Raw genomic sequence first — 15,859 nt, 5'->3', positions numbered from 1 at the left:
CCTACCGCGAATTAGAATGGCTGCCTATGAGGACACTTCCCGCAGCATCAGATCCCAGGTGGCTGCTGAAGACGGTCTTTTCCCGCCCTGCTCTTACTGTGCCGGCAGCGCTATGCATGGTTGTGTCCTTTCTGCTTAACGCCACCACCCCAGTGATAGTGGGCCATGCCATCGATGAAGCCGTGGAGCAGGGATCCATCCACCGGCTGGGGCTATGGCTAGCGGTATTAGTAGCCGCATTCGGTCTTAATGCCCTAGCCGCCTGGTACGGGCGCGGGCTGAATGCCCGAGCCATGTTGGTAATTGGCCACGATGTCCGCATGGCCATCACGGATAGGATTCAAGACCCGCGTGGAATGGCGGGCAAGCCCCGCAGCGCCGGCGAGTTGCTGGCTATTGCCTCCACGGACGCTAGGCGGGTGCAGAATGCGGTGATGATGACGGTATTCCCCGTCGCAGAGATTAGCGCCATTGTGTATGTGGCTATCATGACCAGCCGCATCAATCTACCCTTGGGCATTGCCATTTTGTGTGGCGGCCCGCTCGTGGTGTCGGGCTCGGTGCGCGCGGCACAGCCACTGCGCGCCCGCTCAGGAATCCGCCAGGCGGCGTTGGCCAAAGCCAGTGCAATGGCCACCGATCTGGTGCACGGCCTTCGGATACTCAAAGGCTTGGGTGCGGTAGCAACGGTGAGTATGCGCTATGCCCAGGCCTCTGACACTGCCTATGAGCGAACGGTAGACGCCAATGCCTCCCAAGCGCGCCTCAATGCTGCTACGGAGATTTTGGGCTCGGTGTATGTCATTGCGGTGGGCCTTGGGGCAGGTGCGCTGGCAATGCATTCCACTATCAGTGTGGGTGAGCTTATTACGGTTATTGGTCTGACGCAGTTCGTCATCACGCCGATGACGATGTTGGGACGAAATATTGCCTCGCGCTGGGCAGCCGCGCAGGCAAGTGCTGCCCGCATTACAGCCGTCCTTGCTGCTCCCAGCGTGGAAGGCAAGAAACCGCAGCTTCCGGCCCTCGCCCCTGGAGTGAGCGTGGTGGCCGAGCCTGTCCCAGGTGATCTAGTTTTTCTGCCGCGGGAGCGTTTCCTTGTTGCTCCGCACGATACGCTGCTTTTTGAGGGAACCGTGCAGGAGAATATTTCTTCCGATAGCGCGGTTGCCAAACGGGCGCTTTACACGGCCGCGGGGGAAGATATCCCGGGTGGTTTAGATCGCGAGGTGGGGGAGGGCGGCCGAAATCTTTCCGGGGGACAACAGCAGCGCGTGGCGCTAGCACGAGCAATTGCGGCGGACCCTGCGGTCCTTGTTTTAGCCGATCCCACTACCGCCGTGGACTCGGTGACTGAGCAAGTCATTGCGCAGCGGGTAGCACACCACCGCGGTATAAAGCCAACACTCGTTTATACCGCTTCGCCGGCATGGACTGCTATGGGATCGAGGCTATGATGCGGTTTCCTACGGCTTCTTGGCGCCAGGTGCGCGAAGAAATTAGCCGGCAACTTTCCGACGTCCCCGGTTCGCGGCTGCAGGCTGCCGTGGCCCTTGCCTTACTCACCGCGGGCGCAAGCGCCAATGTAGCGATCCCGATCCTGCTGGGAAAGATTGTTGATGCCGTCATCACCAAAAGCGCAATTTCTACTATTGGCCTTTCGTTGATAGTGGTAGCCGTCGTCTCCGCAGTGCTCTCTGCAGCGGGGTTCTTTCTTCTCTCCCGCCTTATAGAGCGGGTGATTTCGGCTTTGCGTGAAGACATGCTGTCTACCGCTTTGCGCTGGCCCACACATCGTGTGGAGGAAGCGGGCACCGGGGATTTGGTCTCTCGCTCTACCGATGATGTAGCAGAGCTCTCGGCAGCGGTCACCGAGACCGCACCAGTGTTGGCCAAATCTGCTTTTGCCATCACCACCACCGGGGTGGCGCTGCTTAGCCTCAATTGGCAATACATACTGGTAATAGTTGCAGTTACGCCGCTATATGTAGTCGCCGCTTGCAGGTACCTGCACCGAGCCCCTGGCCGCTATGCCGACGAGCGTGCGGCCATGGCTGAGCGCGCGCGCAGGCTTCTTGAGGCGATACGAGGGCGAAAGACCGTGCGCGCCTTTGGACTGGAAGGGCAGATGCATGCCGGCATCGAACGTGCCTCCGCGCAAGTGGTAAAGGATGGCTACGCAGCACGTAAAACCATGATGGTTCTACAGCTGTGGATGACTGGCATCGAGCTCACCATGCTGTGCTGTGGTCTTGGGGTGAGTTTTTGGGCGGTGCAAACGGGAGCACTCACGGTTGGCGCCGTAACCTCAGCCATGCTTCTGCTCATCCGCTTGCGGGGCCCACTCATGGGATTGATGCGGGTAATCGACACCGTACAATCCGGCTACGCCTCGCTGTCTCGCATAGTCGGGGTCGTCGTTGACCCGCCGCGGGCGGTGCCGGATTACGGCGCTCCAGCCCCATACGGAGAAGCCGAAATGCGAAATGTGAGTTTTAGCTACGGCAACGGTGGCTGGGCTGTACGAGACATCAGCCTCAATATTCCTGCCGGGCATACGGTGGCTTTAGTCGGAGCCTCCGGCGCGGGTAAGACTACCGTGGCCGCACTTTTGGCTGGCTTGCGGGTTCCTGAGGAAGGAAAGGTCTTGGTCGACGGGGTAGAGGTAGCACTTCTTTCGGACGCTGAGCGCGTGGCGCGATTAGCCATGATCTCCCAAGAGGTACACGTTTTTTCAGGCACCCTCCGCGAGGATCTTTCTTTGGCTGCCCCTCAGGCAAGCGACGCACAGATGCTTCAAGCACTCGACCGGGTGGGCGCACGCTGGTTTGCGCAACTAGACGAGGGCCTAGATACGGTTATCGGCTCACAGGGAGTCCAATTAGATCCTGTGGCGTCCCAACAACTCGCGCTAGCACGAATATTGCTTTTGGACCCGAAAATCGTCATTATGGATGAGGCCACTGCGGAGGCGGGTTCGGTGGGAGCCGAAGCCCTCGAAAAGGCCGCCATCGAAGTCACCCGTGGGCGTTCGGCGTTGGTCGTGGCGCATCGGCTCGACCAAGCAGCACGGGCGGATAGAATCATCGTGATGGATAATGGCCGCGTGGTTGAACAGGGAAGTCACCACGACCTGCTAGATTATGGTGGCCGTTATAAGCACTTATGGGACGCATGGCAGAAGGGAAGACAAGGATGAACGCGAGGTCACTTCGGGCCGTGCTCGGTGCGGTAACTGTGTGTTTCCTTGCCGCTGCTGGCACTTCGTGTTCTAGCGAATCAACAGAGTCCCCGCACGCGGCAGAGACCACCAACACCGTTAACCTAGGAATCCCTACCTCCGCACCCTTGAACGGCCCTGAGCCGGGCTCTTTTAGGACGATCAACCTGCCTTCCGGGCGTTCCTTTATCCTCAGTGTGCCCAAAGACTATTCTGGGGATAAAAAATGGCCTATCGTCCTCGCCTTTCACGGGTGGGGTCAGTCTGCCGAAAACCTCCGTGGTTATTCTCGTCTTGATGCTGCAGATGCCATCATGATTTTCCCAGAAGGCAAGAAAAAGGCGTGGAGCCCCGCTCCATATGCCAAGACCTCGACAACGGAAGATAAGAAGTTTGTGCGGGAAATAATTGATGCGGTCCGCGCTACTTACCATGTCGATGATGGTCGAATTTTTGCCACCGGTATGTCTAATGGCGGCGGATTCGCTGCCTATCTGGCCTGCCAGATGCCCGATACCTTCAAATCCGTTGCCACCGTTTCCGCTGCCTATTATGAAGACATTCTGAAAAACTGTGCGCACTCTCCCGTCGGGCGGCTGGATATGCACGGCACCGTAGACCCTGTGGTGGGCTATTACGGAGGCACTCGCCACAAGACCAAGTACTACTCCGTGGAGTCCGTGCTGGAACAAGACCGCAAACGCAATGGTTGTTCGACCAAGGTCGATACCACCCGCTTGGTCAATAATGCGCTCGATATGAGGTGGAGTGGTTGTACCGCACCGCTCGAACATATCCGTATCGCCGGGGGTTCGCACGTGTGGCCTGGAGGCACGGCGGACGCGCACAACGAGGTAGGTAGGTTCTTCGCTACCGATCGCGTCTTAGATTTCTTCGGAATTCCTGGCCGTCCATCCGGTACCGCACAAACCTAGAACTGCTTAAAGACCTGAAAGGTAGCACCTGGAACCTTGCGCACCCTTTCCATGCAAATATCTGCAACGGTAGAAAAACCAGCGCGGTGAGCCGTGCTACGCGGGGAGGTAGGCTCCGGAATTTGCGCTAGATGGAAAGTCCTGGACCCCCCATCTTCGGCGTTGAGCTCTATAACCGCCTGCGCTGTGGTGCCGGACCCAGCAAAGAAGTCTAAGACGCGAGCATCCTTGCCACCACCAATGGACAGAAGGTGTTTAATCAGGCGTACCGGCTTTGGAAAATCGAAGATGCCCTCTATACCCATTGCTTCCTCCGCATCGCGTCGGCCGGTGCGGGTCACTCCAAAGCGCTCGCCGTCCAGGATCGAACGTGGGCGTGCTCCTACCTTCTGGTAGTTCTTGGTGTAGACAAACCCTCGACGGAAAACCAGCTCATCGTAGAACTGTTCCACCTTGTCGAGGCTCCATCGCCAGCGAGCGACCTTTTTCTTTCCCGCCGGTTGGTCTGGCCAATACTCCTTTCCATCGGGCCCTGAAATAGGAAAATCTAGAGAAGGAAGGTAACCAAGGGTTTTAGAATCTAGGCGTACCAAGGAGTATTTTCCCTTGTCATCCTCATGGTTATATTTAGTGGAGGTATGACCTTGGATATCGATATTGAAACCGGGGTTGTCTGGAGTTCGGGCATAACACAGGATGTATTCGTGCTCTACCACGGCGTATTTTGCATCATTTTTGCCAGTACCGGCCTTCTTCCAAATCAATTGGCCGGCAAAGCATCCCTCGCCAAAAACCTCATCGAGAACCTTGCGGGTATTGGCTACCTCGTCTTCGCCAATGGAGACGAAGATGAACCCCTCAGGGGACAGTACTTCACGAGCCAAAATTAACCGGGGGAGCATCATCGACAGCCATTCCGAGTGCCATTCCGCATAGCTACCTGAACGCATCTGGCGACGTAAACGATAGTTATCGCGGTAGACGAAGTCTTTGCCCGTGTTATAAGGGGGATCGATATATATGACGTCGAAGACTTCCCGGCGGGCGGCTAGCTCTTTTAAGACTGGAAGGTTATCTGCGGCAAAAATCCTATTGAGGGAGTCACCCGGTGTACTAAGAGCAGAATCGAGCGGGAAATTCCGCGCCAAGGGCGTATGTGCGGCTTCTCGGGCTGCGTCTTTGCCTGGCCAAACTAAGCCAAAAAATTCCCCGCCCGTATCCGGGTGTGATGGGCGCGGTGGGTTAGCAGTAGCCATGGTGCAAAGCCTTTGTCAGGGGAGGAAACGTCAATATCGTCTAACGCTAGCATTCGCAAGAATCTGGGCATTTGGTATTAGCCAAAATGCTGCCGCTGCCTAATAGCATGGGGCTTTGGAGTGCGGCTAAGCCAGTGGCCTGACATGGTCGTCAGGCTGTGGGGCCTCCATTTGTCATTCTGAGAAGAACTCCGTTACAGAGCGGAATTGCTTTTGGTTTAGCGGAAAAGAATATTTGGTCTAGTGACTCAATCGCTCGATTTGGTGGCATGGAGCTAGAAGTATCGGTACGTTGGGATGTGTTGCCGGACACGGCAATAATTAGACAAAGCTAGAACTAGAAGAAAGGATAACCACATGGGTATCTTCGATAAGGCCAAGGATGCACTGAACTCCGACAAGGGCGAAGAGTTCACCGATAAGGGCTTGGACAAGGCTGCTGACGCAGCTAAGGGCAAGCTGGGCGAGGACAAGGCAGACCAGATCGACAAGGCTCGCGACGCTGCTGATGGCAAGCTCGGCAACGAGTAAATAGCGTTCGCCTGCTAGACGGGTGAACAGTTAGTTTTTATTTTGGCCCCCAACCCGTCAGGGTGGGGGCCAAAATTGTATCGGGCTTGAACGCAGTGATCTGCAATAGGTCTATCCCAGTGATGTCACCTTTTTGTGGGTGAATTGAGCTATAAAATGGGCGGACCGGGCTGAATTTTTGCAGGAAATCGCTAGGATTATTTGTGTGAACAATCTTGAAGGCTCCGTCTCCCACGCGGGCTCCGCTAAGCAGCGCTTGCTGGAGCAGAGTGCTCGTATCCTGGCCAAGGGTGGGCGCGACGCTTTACAGGTTTGTGCTGTCGCGGAGCAAATCGATGTGCCAGTCGATGAAGCTAAGTCCTTTTTTGAAGACGACCACGACCTATATATTCAAACCAGCCGATTCCTGGATGAAAGAATCCGTGTGGCAGCGTTTAAGGCACTAGATAGGTTGCCGGATGATGCTGCGGCTATTGAGAAACTTCGTGAAGTAGCCAAGGTTTACTTTAACTTAGCTATTGAAAACCCGACCTATTTCGCTGCTTATAATAACTGTCAGACGGCGACGAGCTTTCCCAACTTTGAAGACGGCATTGAGCAGGCGGAAAGCTTCGACGCATTTCCTCCCATCTTCCGCTGGGTACTCGAGCACATGCGGGATGCGGCAGTTGCCGCACGGGGCGAGTTTAAGCACCGGCTGGTAGTTATCCAGTCGCTCTCTTTCTTGTGTGAGCTGCAGGGAATTACCCACTTGGCCACGTTTGGAATTATGCGACACCTTTCGCCGACGGCGAAGAAGCAGACCTTTAATGCTTGTCTTGAGACGTTGTTTTCCGGCTTGGAAATTTGCTTGCGCGACGGGCAGATAGCCCCCTTCGAACCAGAGGCGCTTTCTGGGGAACCGCCGGTCCCGTTTACTACTGCTGCAAAGGACATGCCAAAGTGCACGGCGGAGGAAAAGCGCGCAGCCATTTTCCGAGGTGCGGCGGAAGAAATCGTCTACAATGGGCTTCCTAATCTGCATCTGGGCTCAGCAGCTGCACGGGCGGGCGTAGATCTGCCAGATGCCGAGCATCTCTTTGACGGCGATTCTCACCTGTTGCGTGCTTTGGAAGAATCCTTGGATGAAGCTAATACGCTGGCAATCATGCGCCAAAACCAGGTTCTGCCTGAAGGCTCCCACGGACTTGCTTATATCAAGGCAACCGGCTTTGGGTACTTGGAATATGCGCTTGAGGATCCCATTGGGTTTGTTGCCCTCATTGAGGTCTCTAGCCGCTCAATCGTCCCCGTTTTTTTCGACGAGACCGGCGAAACTGAGCAACCATTTGATATGGGCAAGGCATTTACCTTCATCATGAATTTGGTGCGAGATGCCATTTCTGAGTCTAATGGACCACGTTCGCCGTGGATTCTTTTTACCCAGATTGCAGCTTTGTGGGCTTCCATCCACGGCCTCTCGCAGCTAAGTACCGTAGGGGCCTTGCGCTATCACTCGGCTAATTTCTACTTCAACCTGGCTTCTAAGGTGATGGATATAATCCTTCAGGGCATGGTCAATGTGCTCGAGCTAAAAAGGCCCGATTAGGCATATACAAGCAACAGGGGGATTTCAGCACCGGGGCCGCGTTTTATTAAAGCCAACCTTGTGCTTGCGCAATGGTCGCTGCCTCAAAGCGATTTTCAGCCGCGGTTTTAGCGATGAGCGAAGATACAATATTGCGTACCGTGCCATTGCTCAGGTGTACCTTGCGGGCGATCTGGTGAGTTCCGCTACCTTGCAAGACAAATTTTGCGACTTCCTGTTCGCGTGTGTTCAGTGGATTTTCCTGAATGAAAATGGTCTCTTGGGCGAGTGCTGGGTCAATGACCTTGAGCCCGGAGTGCACCCGCCGAATGTCTTCGGCTAGTTTTTCTGGCGGGGTATCTTTGACTACGAACCCGGAAACTCCGGTCTCCAGCGCCCGTTTCACGTAGCCACCGCGGCCGAAGGTAGTGACTATGAGGCTGCGGCAGCCCGTGCCTTGCAGTTCAGCGGCGGCATCTAGCCCGTTCTTGCCGGGCATTTCAATATCCAGCAGAGCAACATCGACGCTATGCTTGGCGACGAGCCCCGCAACCTCCGCACCCGTTGCACACTGTGCCACAACGCTAATGTCTGGCTCTGTTTCCAAGAGAGCAACTAGCGCGCCTCGCACCAATGATTGGTCCTCAGCAATGAGAACTCGAATGGTTTCAGGCATCGCCTACACCTCCGTCGGTGCTAAGAGGAAGAAAGTCGTTGTCTCCGTCCATAGTAACCAAGGCGAGCGTGCAGTCATTGCGGCGCGTAAAAAGCAGCTGCCCGCCAGCTTTTGTCACGCGTTTGCGCAGACCACTAAGCCCTCCTTGGGGACGGAACAGGCTTTCTTCTGCACCGAATCCGCAGCCGTCGTCTGCTACCTGCAGTTGGTGGTCTGTCACTTGGACCCAGCAGTGGGTGGCACCGGAGTGTCGGACCACGTTGGTGGTCAATTCGCGCAGAGCCCAGGAAAATTCGGCGTCATAAAGGCCAGAGGCCTTAGTAGCCGAAGGCAAATAGGGCGTAATACCCGCGGTTTCGAGCGCCCTCCGGGCGGCGTGGATTTCGCCTTCAAAGGTGGGCATGCGCATCCGAGTCACTGTGGAGCGGACTTCCGCCAGACCTCGGCGAGAAAGCTCACTTACCTCTTGCAGTTCCTGACTTGCCCGCTGTGGATCCGTATCTATTAGCCGGCGCGCCAGCTCGGACTTAAGATTAATCACGGTAAGAGAGTGCCCCAAGAGATCGTGAACATCGGTAGCAATATCCTCGCGCTGGCGTGCCAGCTCCAATCGGCGTTCTAGCTCTGCGCGACTATCTTGACGCTGGGAAAAGGTGCCGAGCAGCACTAAAAATATTGGCCAAGCGAAAAGGACGATGAGGACCCAGCCGATATTTTTGGGCGTAAGGTACCAAGTGGCAGCAGCCACCACAGCCCCTGTAAGAAGGGTGAACGCTAAGCTGTGGCGCAAAGGAAGGTTAAAGCCGAGCAACGCCGCCAAGTACGGCGCAAAAATGACGGCAATGCTCCCGAAGAAGACAGTCGACAATACCGCGATGGCTGCAAGTGCAAACCAATACAGCCCGATTCGCTGCTCTACCCGCCATCCGCGGGGGTAGTAGCCTCCAGCGCCGAAAGCGAAGAAATAGACAAGACCGAACACTAGAGCGCACGAAAGGGCCCCGATTTGATTAGTGAGGGTCATCCCCGGCGCGGCAAAAGTGCTCCCCAGTCCGGGAATGAGAAAGACAAACCACACACTGGCAAAAAGCGCACTTTTGAGGCTGAAACCGCGGAATGGCTCTCGGAGAGATGACATCAGCGCCGAGCTTTGTCGCGGGAGCGTAGCAGGAGACACGCGGTCAGGAAGATTGTCGTCCATACCGTGAAGTTTAGCCACGCCATCCACAACGGGTGCGTAATCGTGCCTTCATCCCCGTTGAGAAACTGGCTTCCTTCTGCCAGAGGCCACTGGGCTAGTACAGCTGGACCGAAAAGGGGAGTGAAGCGGCCCCACTCCATTAGCGGCTTGGTCAGCGGTGTGAACACATTCGCCGCGAAAAGAAAAAGAACAACAGACGTCGAGGCGATTGCGACGGAGTTGTCGGTGGGCAACGCCATTGCCCACACCAAGCCATAAAAGCCCAAGGGAATGGAAACTAGGAGGCAGGAAATGAAGCTTAAGATCCACTGGTGTGGCTGCATTTCCGCATGTGTAGCGGCGCCAGTCAAATATACTGCCGTAATGGGTAGCAGGGCTTGAAAGCCGATGGATATGAGGTTTGCCCATAGCAGCTGGCGTGAGCGTAATGGAGTAAGCGCTAGTTGGCGTGCCCACCCAGTCTTGGCATCGGTGACGGCGGAGCCAGCGGCTGCAACGGAACCAGCGACGCCGCCGTAGAGTGCCATGCTGATCATTTCTAAGGCAGCATAATTACCTCCTTTAAAGGGGGTATCGCCAAAGTCCATCATGGCGCCGAAGAGGAGATAGAAAAACACCGGCAAAATGGTGCTGAAAAATATCGGGGTGAAGTTTCGACGCAGGCGCAGCAGGTTATGGGCAGCAAACCGCAGGGTTCGTGCAGTGGTGGTTGCAGGTTTAATCGTCATGGGAGATTCCTTGTGTAAAGGTTTACTGGAAGTGGCTGGTTAAGGTTGGGGCGCAGTCATCGCTAAAAATGCGTCCTCTAAGGAGCGGTTCCGAATTGTGATGTCGCGCGCCGAGGTGTGGTTAAGGAAGTATCTTGCAAGCGCATCAGAGTCACTGGTTACCATGCGGGCGTAGTCGCCAGACTGGGAAATCTCGGCAGAAATCGGTAGCTCGTCTGTAGAGGGGACTGGCCCTGCGAACTTCGCCTCGACAATGCGCTGGGCCGACTGCTCGCGAAAATCCTGGGCGCTTGCATCCGCACGTAGTTTGCCTTCATGAAGGAGAATAATCCTTTGCGCAAAATTGTCCGCCTCCTCCAGATAGTGGGTGGCAAAGACAATAGTTCGTCCCATCTCTGCCTGGCGGCGCATGGTGGTCCAGAATTCGTGGCGAGCATTAGCATCCATTCCTGCAGTAGGCTCATCGAGCAAGAGAACGTGGGGATTGCCTAAAAGCGCGAGGGCGAAGCGTACACGCTGTTGTTCGCCACCAGAACATTTGCCCACCTTTCGGTGAAGGATCCGTGTGAGGTCGGCTTGTGCGGCTATATCCCCGACTGGCAGTGGATGTGGAAAGGTGGCGGACATCATCTGCAGGGTGTCAAGGACTGTGAGCTCGGGTAGGAGGCCGCCGGTTTGCAGTACGGCACCGATTTCTGAGCCTTGGACGGCGGCCCGTGGGGTGCGGCCAAGCACGGCAATGTTGCCTGCGGTGGGGGTGGTGAGCCCTAGGATGAGGTCAAAGAGGGTGGTTTTACCTGCACCATTGGTGCCTAGGAGCCCTACGATCTCGCCTTGGGAGATACTAAATGAAACCTCGCTCAGCGCACGGACTGGCTCTGAGCCCCTCGTGGTGAAAGTTTTACTCACTCCGGAAACTTTTATGGCTGGTGTGTGTTTAGCCCTTAGGTCTGTCGTGCTCATACCTGAAAAGTATCCGGGGCCAGCCAGAATAGTGAATAGGATCTGTCATGAAATTTTCATGACAAGTGTCATGGTGCGATAGGCTGGGTGAGTGCTTACTACTCTCGCAGCGGCCGCTGGGCTATTTGTGGCCACCAATATCGATGACATTGTAGTGTTGTCCCTCTTCTTTGCCCGTGGTGCTGGGCACAAGGGTACAACTGCCGCAATTTTGACGGGCCAGTATCTCGGTTTCCTCGGCATACTGGTGGCCTCTTCCGTTGTCGGATTGGGCTTCAACGCCGTTATACCGACCGATCTCATTCGCTACTTTGGCCTCATCCCGTTGTTATTGGGCCTGTGGGCGGCGTGGCAAGCATTCCGAGGTGAGGATGACGATGAGGATATTTCCGGCAAAAAGCTGAGCACGCTGGCGGTCGCCGGAGTCACTTTTGCCAATGGAGGGGACAATATCGGCGTATACGTGCCCGTTTTTACTACCTCTACGCCGGCCGAAGTAGCAGTTTATTGTGCCGTCTTTCTTGCGCTTGTAGCCCCACTTGTTTGGGCGGCGCGGTTTGTGGCAACCCGGCCAGGAATCGCCGAAGCGCTGGAGAAGTGGGAGAGTGTGCTCTTTCCCGTGGTGCTCATTGCGCTGGGAATCGCGATTTTGCTTGCAGTATAAGAAAAACCAGCACCGTGTAGGTGCTGGCTGCTTTTTGTCGGGCTAACAGGATTTGAACCTGCGACCCCTACACCCCCAGTGTAGTGCGCTACCAAACTGCGCCATAGCCCGCCGTCGCACTGTGCGACTCATCTAGATTACATCAGTAGGATTCTACTGTGAAATTTGGGGTGTAACCTGCGTTAAAGCTCGCCGGTGGAATACACCCACGTACCGTCGAAGCGGCGGAACGAGGAACGTTCGCGCTGCGAACCGACAGCTGCTCCCTTATAAAACGCCTCAAATTCCACTACGCCGGAACTATCCATAAGGCCGCCGCCTTGGGTATCTAGGATATCGAGGCGGTAGAACCTAATGGGGGAGTCTGCCAAGTCGAGGGCCTCAGGTCGAGTGACAGGATCCCACGTGCGCAGCAAGTACTCCTCGTCGCCGGTAACAAAAGCGCTAAACCGGGAGCGCATGAGCGCTTCTGCGGTGGGCGCATTGCTACCGGCATGGTACTTGCCGCAGCACTCGCCGTAGGAAAGGCCGGTGCCACAAGGACAGCGGCGCGAGGAGTCATAAGCAGGCATTAGTGTGCGTCCACGATGGTGACGTTGCCTAGCATGCGCTCGACATCAGTATCCTTCGCGGCAGAGTGCAAAATTGATACCTCTTCCGCTGAGAGGTTACCGGCGAGTTCGATACGGCGCTCGAAGCTGGCAGGGCCGGTTTGGATGATGCTCACATGGACGTCGTCAAGCGCGAGCTTTTTGCCGGCCTCCTTGATTGCTTGGGTCGACGCCGCGGCGAGGGCAGACATAAGAAGGCCCTCGGCGGTAAAGCCCTTGCCCTTGCCGCCGTTCTTTTTAGTGCGGTCGGCGCTAAGGCTATGGTCATTGTGGCGCACGACCACGCCGAATTTGGTGCCGGTAGCCGGCTGCGCAACAGCGGCGTCGGTACCTACTTCTTCCGGCGTGTAATCGGGAACGATAAATTGCTCGGCCCATGCCCCGATGAGGTCCGCTGCACGAGAGGCCGTACCTTGCTTGGTGAGCAGGTGGTCGGCCTTGTCGAGGGAGACCAAGGACTTGGGGTAGCGCGTGAGGAGGAAGATATTCTGCGCATTATCGATACCGACGGTTTGGTCGATGGGAGAGTGCAACACCATCAAAGGCTTGCGTAGCTTAGGCAGATATTCCTCGGGGTTGGTATCTGCCAAGTCCTCCAAGAACTTGCGGGAGATGATGAGCCCGCGGCCGCCGAGGACGACTTCTACTTCACCATTGGCGTCGACCTCGCCAATCTTATCCGCGTAGTGAAGCACGGAGTGGGCTGGATCAAACGGGGCGCCGAGGGTAGCTACCGCTTTGAGGGACTTCATGGTCGTAGCTGCCTTCAAAGCGGCGGCTCCGCCCAGCGAGTGGCCCATCAGCAATTGGGGTGCAGAATAGTGTTCCGTCAGCCACGCGGCTGCGGCGTGGATGTCATCGACGTTTTGGCTAAAGGTAGTATCGCCGAATTCACCGGCGGACTGGCCCAGGCCGGGAAAATCAAAGCGCAGCGTGGCGATGCCGAACTCGGTGAGCTGCTTCGCGGTGCGGGCGGCACCAGGGGTATGGCGGGAGCCGGCGAAGCAATGAGCAAAGATGGCGTAGGCGATCGGGGGAGAATCCGGGAAGTCGATGGTTCCAGCCATCTCAGTACCCCGGCTCGAAGGCAGCTTTACATTGACGGATTGCATGAGAACTAGAATAACGGGCCTCTTTCCCGCAAGCCATACGAGGTTGACTACAGTCGATAGGAGCAATCCATTTAAGGAGGATGAGTCATGGGCGCGTTTGATTGGTTCTGGAAGGCAATGGGCTCGCAAAGCGAGCGTAATAATAAGAAATCCAAGGCCATCGTGGGTTCGGCAGACGAAGCTGCCCGGACATTGAGCCAGCACGATGACGCAGCTGTGGCCCAGGCCGCGCGCGATGCCGTTCAGTCCGGTGAGATAGTGGACAAGGCGCAGTTCCTCGCGGCCCTGGCAGTGGCCTGCGAACGCACCCTGGGCATGAACCCCTTTAACGTGCAATCACAAGCGGTCCTGCGCCTACTCACCGGAGACGTCATCCAGATGGCCACCGGTGAAGGCAAGACACTGGTGGGTGCCATGGCTGCCACCGGCTTTGCGCTGACCGGAAAGCGCGTCCATGTAGTTACCGTCAATAACTATCTTGCTGCTCGCGACGCCGAATGGATGCGCCCCGTAGTGGAGTTCTTTGGCCTGAGCGTTGCCTCGGTAACAGAGGGCATGACTCCGGACGAGCGCCGCGTTGCCTACGCACAGGATATTATCTATGCGCCCGTGAACGAGCTAGGCTTCGACCTGCTGCGCGATAACCAGATCACTGACCGTTCCCACACCGTGCAGGCCACCGGGGATGTTGCCTTGGTGGACGAAGCCGACTCCGTCTTGGTAGATGAGGCCCTTGTGCCGCTGGTACTTGCCGGAAACCGACCGGGCGAAGCACCCACCGGACATATCACCAATGTGGTTTCCCACCTGCGCGAAAAGCTGGACTACATCATCTCTGAGGACGGCCGCACCGTTCAATTGACCGAAGATGGTGCGCGCCGTGTGGAGCAAGAATTGGGCATTGATTCGCTCTATTCCGAGGAGAATATCGGCACCATTTTGGTGAAGGTTAACCTTGCCCTGCATGCCAAAGCGCTGCTTATCCGAGACATTCACTACATTGTGGTTGACGGCAAGCTGCAGCTTATCGATGCCTCGCGGGGCCGCGTTGCCGACCTGCAGCGCTGGCCCGATGGCCTGCAAGCGGCGGTAGAGGCCAAGGAAGGCCTGGAAGTCTCTGAAGGTGGGCGCATTCTCGATACCATCACCCTGCAAGAACTTATGCGGCGCTACCCACTGGTGTGCGGGATGACGGGCACCGCGGTGGAGGCAACCGATCAGCTGCGCCAGTTCTACGGTCTGCACGTCTCTGTTATTGACCGCAATAAGCCGCTGCAGCGGTTTGATGAACAAGACCGTATCTTTGCGACGGTCGAGGATAAATCTGCCGCTATCGTGGAAGAAATCGCCGCCATCCACGCCACGGGACAACCCATCCTGGTGGGCACGCAGGATGTCGCCGAATCGGAGGATCTGGCAGATGCACTGGGCAAGCGGGGCATTGAGGTTAATGTCCTCAACGCCAAAAATGATGAGCAAGAGGCGCGGATAGTCGCCGAGGCCGGAGATATCGGGCGCGTTACCGTTTCTACCCAGATGGCCGGTCGTGGTACTGATATCAAGTTGGGCGGCGCTAGTGAGGCCGACCATGACGCAGTAGCGGAACGTGGCGGCCTTGCGGTCATCGGTACCTCGCGGCACCGCACCGCCCGCTTGGACAACCAGCTGCGCGGCCGTGCGGGCCGGCAAGGAGATCCGGGGCTTTCCCTCTTCTTTGTCTCCTTGGAAGATGACGTGGTTCAGCAAGGCGGCGACGGCGAAACTGTCCGCGCCCAACCGGCGGAGGACGGACGTATCGAGTCCAAACGTGTCAGTGACTTTGTAGCGCACTGCCAGCGCGTGACCGAGGGGCAATTGCTCGAGATCCATGCCCAGACGTGGAAGTACAATCAGCTTTTAGCTGATCAACGCATCATCATTGATGAACGCCGAGCCAAGCTTTTGGATACCGATCAAGCCTGGCAGGAGCTTTCCCAACGCGCCTCAGAGCGCGCAGCAGAGCTCGCGGAGGTTCCTGAAGAAGCTCGCATCAAGGCTGCACGCGAAATCATGCTCTATCACTTGGACCTTGCATGGGCCGACCATCTGGAGCTCATGGACGATGTCCGTGAGTCCATTCACTTGCGCGCTATCGCCCGCGAGACGCCGATCGATGAATACCACCGCATCGCGGTAAGGGAGTTTAAGGACTTGGCCCAGCGGGCCGTCGAAAAGTCGGTGGAAACCTTCCGCACAGTGCTTATCGACGCCGCCGGGGCGCACATTGATGACGCCGGCCTAGCCCGCCCGAGTGCTACGTGGACCTACATGGTTTCCGATAACCCCCTTGCGGGCAAGGGAAATTCCGTGCTGAGCGGTATCGGAAACATTTTCCGGTGAAATAAATCTCCACCAA

Annotated in this window: 14 protein-coding genes and 1 tRNA gene; 7 read left to right on the top strand and 8 right to left on the bottom strand. The window is 56.6% G+C overall.

Going from position 1 to position 15,859, the window contains the following annotated elements:
• Nucleotides 1-26 precede the first annotated feature (26 nt).
• From MHK05_RS08420 to MHK05_RS08410, 3 genes are read left to right on the top strand one after another with little or no spacing between them, the layout of a single operon-like run.
• Complete coding sequence (locus tag MHK05_RS08420) at nt 27-1,457, top strand: ABC transporter transmembrane domain-containing protein (RefSeq protein WP_239206085.1); 1,431 nt, start codon at nt 27-29, stop codon at nt 1,455-1,457.
• The gene (locus MHK05_RS08415) at nt 1,457-3,199 is read left to right on the top strand and encodes an ABC transporter ATP-binding protein (protein WP_239206111.1); all 1,743 of its coding nucleotides are present in this window, start codon (nt 1,457-1,459) and stop codon (nt 3,197-3,199) included. The genes MHK05_RS08420 and MHK05_RS08415 overlap by 1 nt, the downstream gene beginning before the upstream one ends.
• Nucleotides 3,196-4,155 (top strand): CE1 family esterase, encoded by a 960-nt coding sequence (locus MHK05_RS08410; protein WP_023021596.1) that lies wholly within the window; start codon nt 3,196-3,198, stop codon nt 4,153-4,155. The genes MHK05_RS08415 and MHK05_RS08410 overlap by 4 nt, the downstream gene beginning before the upstream one ends.
• Here the strand turns inward: MHK05_RS08410 and MHK05_RS08405 are convergent.
• The gene (locus tag MHK05_RS08405; protein ID WP_239206083.1) at nt 4,152-5,411 is read right to left on the bottom strand and encodes a site-specific DNA-methyltransferase; all 1,260 of its coding nucleotides are present in this window, start codon (nt 5,409-5,411) and stop codon (nt 4,152-4,154) included. The genes MHK05_RS08410 and MHK05_RS08405 overlap by 4 nt on opposite strands.
• A gap of 357 nt (nt 5,412-5,768) precedes the next feature.
• On the opposite strand from MHK05_RS08405, the gene MHK05_RS08400 reads away from it, so the two are divergent.
• Nucleotides 5,769-5,942 carry an antitoxin gene (locus tag MHK05_RS08400; RefSeq protein ID WP_023021594.1) on the top strand — a complete coding sequence of 58 codons (174 nt, stop codon included), beginning with the start codon at nt 5,769-5,771 and terminating at the stop codon, nt 5,940-5,942.
• Nucleotides 5,943-6,147: 205 nt separating this feature from the next.
• Nucleotides 6,148-7,530: a hypothetical protein gene (locus MHK05_RS08395; RefSeq protein WP_239206081.1), complete on the top strand. Its 1,383-nt coding sequence runs from the start codon at nt 6,148-6,150 to the stop codon at nt 7,528-7,530.
• A 46-nt stretch (nt 7,531-7,576) separates the two neighbouring features.
• On the opposite strand, the gene MHK05_RS08390 is transcribed toward MHK05_RS08395, so the two are convergent.
• The 4 genes from MHK05_RS08390 to MHK05_RS08375 all read right to left on the bottom strand — a co-directional run bounded on the left by MHK05_RS08390 (nt 7,577) and on the right by MHK05_RS08375 (nt 11,077).
• Complete coding sequence (locus MHK05_RS08390) at nt 7,577-8,185, bottom strand: response regulator transcription factor (protein WP_239206079.1); 609 nt, start codon at nt 8,183-8,185, stop codon at nt 7,577-7,579.
• Entirely contained in the window at nt 8,178-9,167 is a 990-nt protein-coding gene (locus MHK05_RS08385) for a sensor histidine kinase (protein WP_239206077.1), read from the bottom strand. The genes MHK05_RS08390 and MHK05_RS08385 overlap by 8 nt, the downstream gene beginning before the upstream one ends.
• Before the next feature lie 155 nt (nt 9,168-9,322).
• Nucleotides 9,323-10,114, bottom strand: coding sequence for an ABC transporter permease (locus MHK05_RS08380; protein WP_200287528.1), 792 nt, complete (start codon nt 10,112-10,114; stop codon nt 9,323-9,325).
• 39 nt (nt 10,115-10,153) lie between these two features.
• Nucleotides 10,154-11,077, bottom strand: a complete 924-nt coding sequence (locus tag MHK05_RS08375; RefSeq protein ID WP_239206075.1) for an ABC transporter ATP-binding protein — start codon at nt 11,075-11,077, stop codon at nt 10,154-10,156.
• Nucleotides 11,078-11,168: 91 nt separating this feature from the next.
• On the opposite strand from MHK05_RS08375, the gene MHK05_RS08370 reads away from it, so the two are divergent.
• Nucleotides 11,169-11,741 carry a cadmium resistance transporter gene (locus tag MHK05_RS08370; RefSeq protein ID WP_023021591.1) on the top strand — a complete coding sequence of 191 codons (573 nt, stop codon included), beginning with the start codon at nt 11,169-11,171 and terminating at the stop codon, nt 11,739-11,741.
• A 37-nt stretch (nt 11,742-11,778) separates the two neighbouring features.
• Here MHK05_RS08370 and MHK05_RS08365 read toward each other — a convergent pair.
• From MHK05_RS08365 to MHK05_RS08355, 3 genes are all read right to left on the bottom strand, one after another.
• A tRNA-Pro gene (locus MHK05_RS08365) sits at nt 11,779-11,852 on the bottom strand.
• Nucleotides 11,853-11,923: 71 nt separating this feature from the next.
• Entirely contained in the window at nt 11,924-12,313 is a 390-nt protein-coding gene (locus tag MHK05_RS08360) for a YchJ family protein (protein WP_023021590.1), read from the bottom strand.
• Nucleotides 12,313-13,464, bottom strand: coding sequence for a bifunctional alpha/beta hydrolase/OsmC family protein (locus MHK05_RS08355; protein WP_239206073.1), 1,152 nt, complete (start codon nt 13,462-13,464; stop codon nt 12,313-12,315). Before MHK05_RS08355 ends, MHK05_RS08360 begins: the two co-directional genes overlap by 1 nt.
• An 87-nt stretch (nt 13,465-13,551) precedes the next feature.
• On the opposite strand from MHK05_RS08355, the gene secA2 reads away from it, so the two are divergent.
• On the top strand, nt 13,552-15,843 hold the full coding sequence (gene secA2, locus MHK05_RS08350) for an accessory Sec system translocase SecA2 (RefSeq protein ID WP_239206071.1): 2,292 nt from the start codon (nt 13,552-13,554) through the stop codon (nt 15,841-15,843).
• Nucleotides 15,844-15,859: the final 16 nt, after the last annotated feature.

This window comes from Corynebacterium nasorum, assembly GCF_022347325.1.
GTDB lineage: Bacteria > Actinomycetota > Actinomycetes > Mycobacteriales > Mycobacteriaceae > Corynebacterium > Corynebacterium kefirresidentii.
This window is presented reverse-complemented; position numbering and strand designations above follow the sequence as displayed.

Bases quoted from the DNA above. Each gene is read 5' to 3' on its own strand.
- MHK05_RS08400 (WP_023021594.1), top strand. From the start codon at position 5,769: ATGGGTATCTTCGATAAGGCCAAGGATGCACTGAACTCCGACAAGGGC.
- MHK05_RS08355 (WP_239206073.1), bottom strand. From the start codon at position 13,464: ATGCAATCCGTCAATGTAAAGCTGCCTTCGAGCCGGGGTACTGAGATG.
- MHK05_RS08375 (WP_239206075.1), bottom strand. From the start codon at position 11,077: ATGAGCACGACAGACCTAAGGGCTAAACACACACCAGCCATAAAAGTT.
- MHK05_RS08410 (WP_023021596.1), top strand. From the start codon at position 3,196: ATGAACGCGAGGTCACTTCGGGCCGTGCTCGGTGCGGTAACTGTGTGT.
- MHK05_RS08415 (WP_239206111.1), top strand. From the start codon at position 1,457: ATGCGGTTTCCTACGGCTTCTTGGCGCCAGGTGCGCGAAGAAATTAGC.
- MHK05_RS08360 (WP_023021590.1), bottom strand. From the start codon at position 12,313: ATGCCTGCTTATGACTCCTCGCGCCGCTGTCCTTGTGGCACCGGCCTT.
- MHK05_RS08420 (WP_239206085.1), top strand. From the start codon at position 27: ATGAGGACACTTCCCGCAGCATCAGATCCCAGGTGGCTGCTGAAGACG.
- MHK05_RS08380 (WP_200287528.1), bottom strand. From the start codon at position 10,114: ATGACGATTAAACCTGCAACCACCACTGCACGAACCCTGCGGTTTGCT.
- MHK05_RS08405 (WP_239206083.1), bottom strand. From the start codon at position 5,411: ATGGCTACTGCTAACCCACCGCGCCCATCACACCCGGATACGGGCGGG.
- secA2 (WP_239206071.1), top strand. From the start codon at position 13,552: ATGGGCGCGTTTGATTGGTTCTGGAAGGCAATGGGCTCGCAAAGCGAG.
- MHK05_RS08390 (WP_239206079.1), bottom strand. From the start codon at position 8,185: ATGCCTGAAACCATTCGAGTTCTCATTGCTGAGGACCAATCATTGGTG.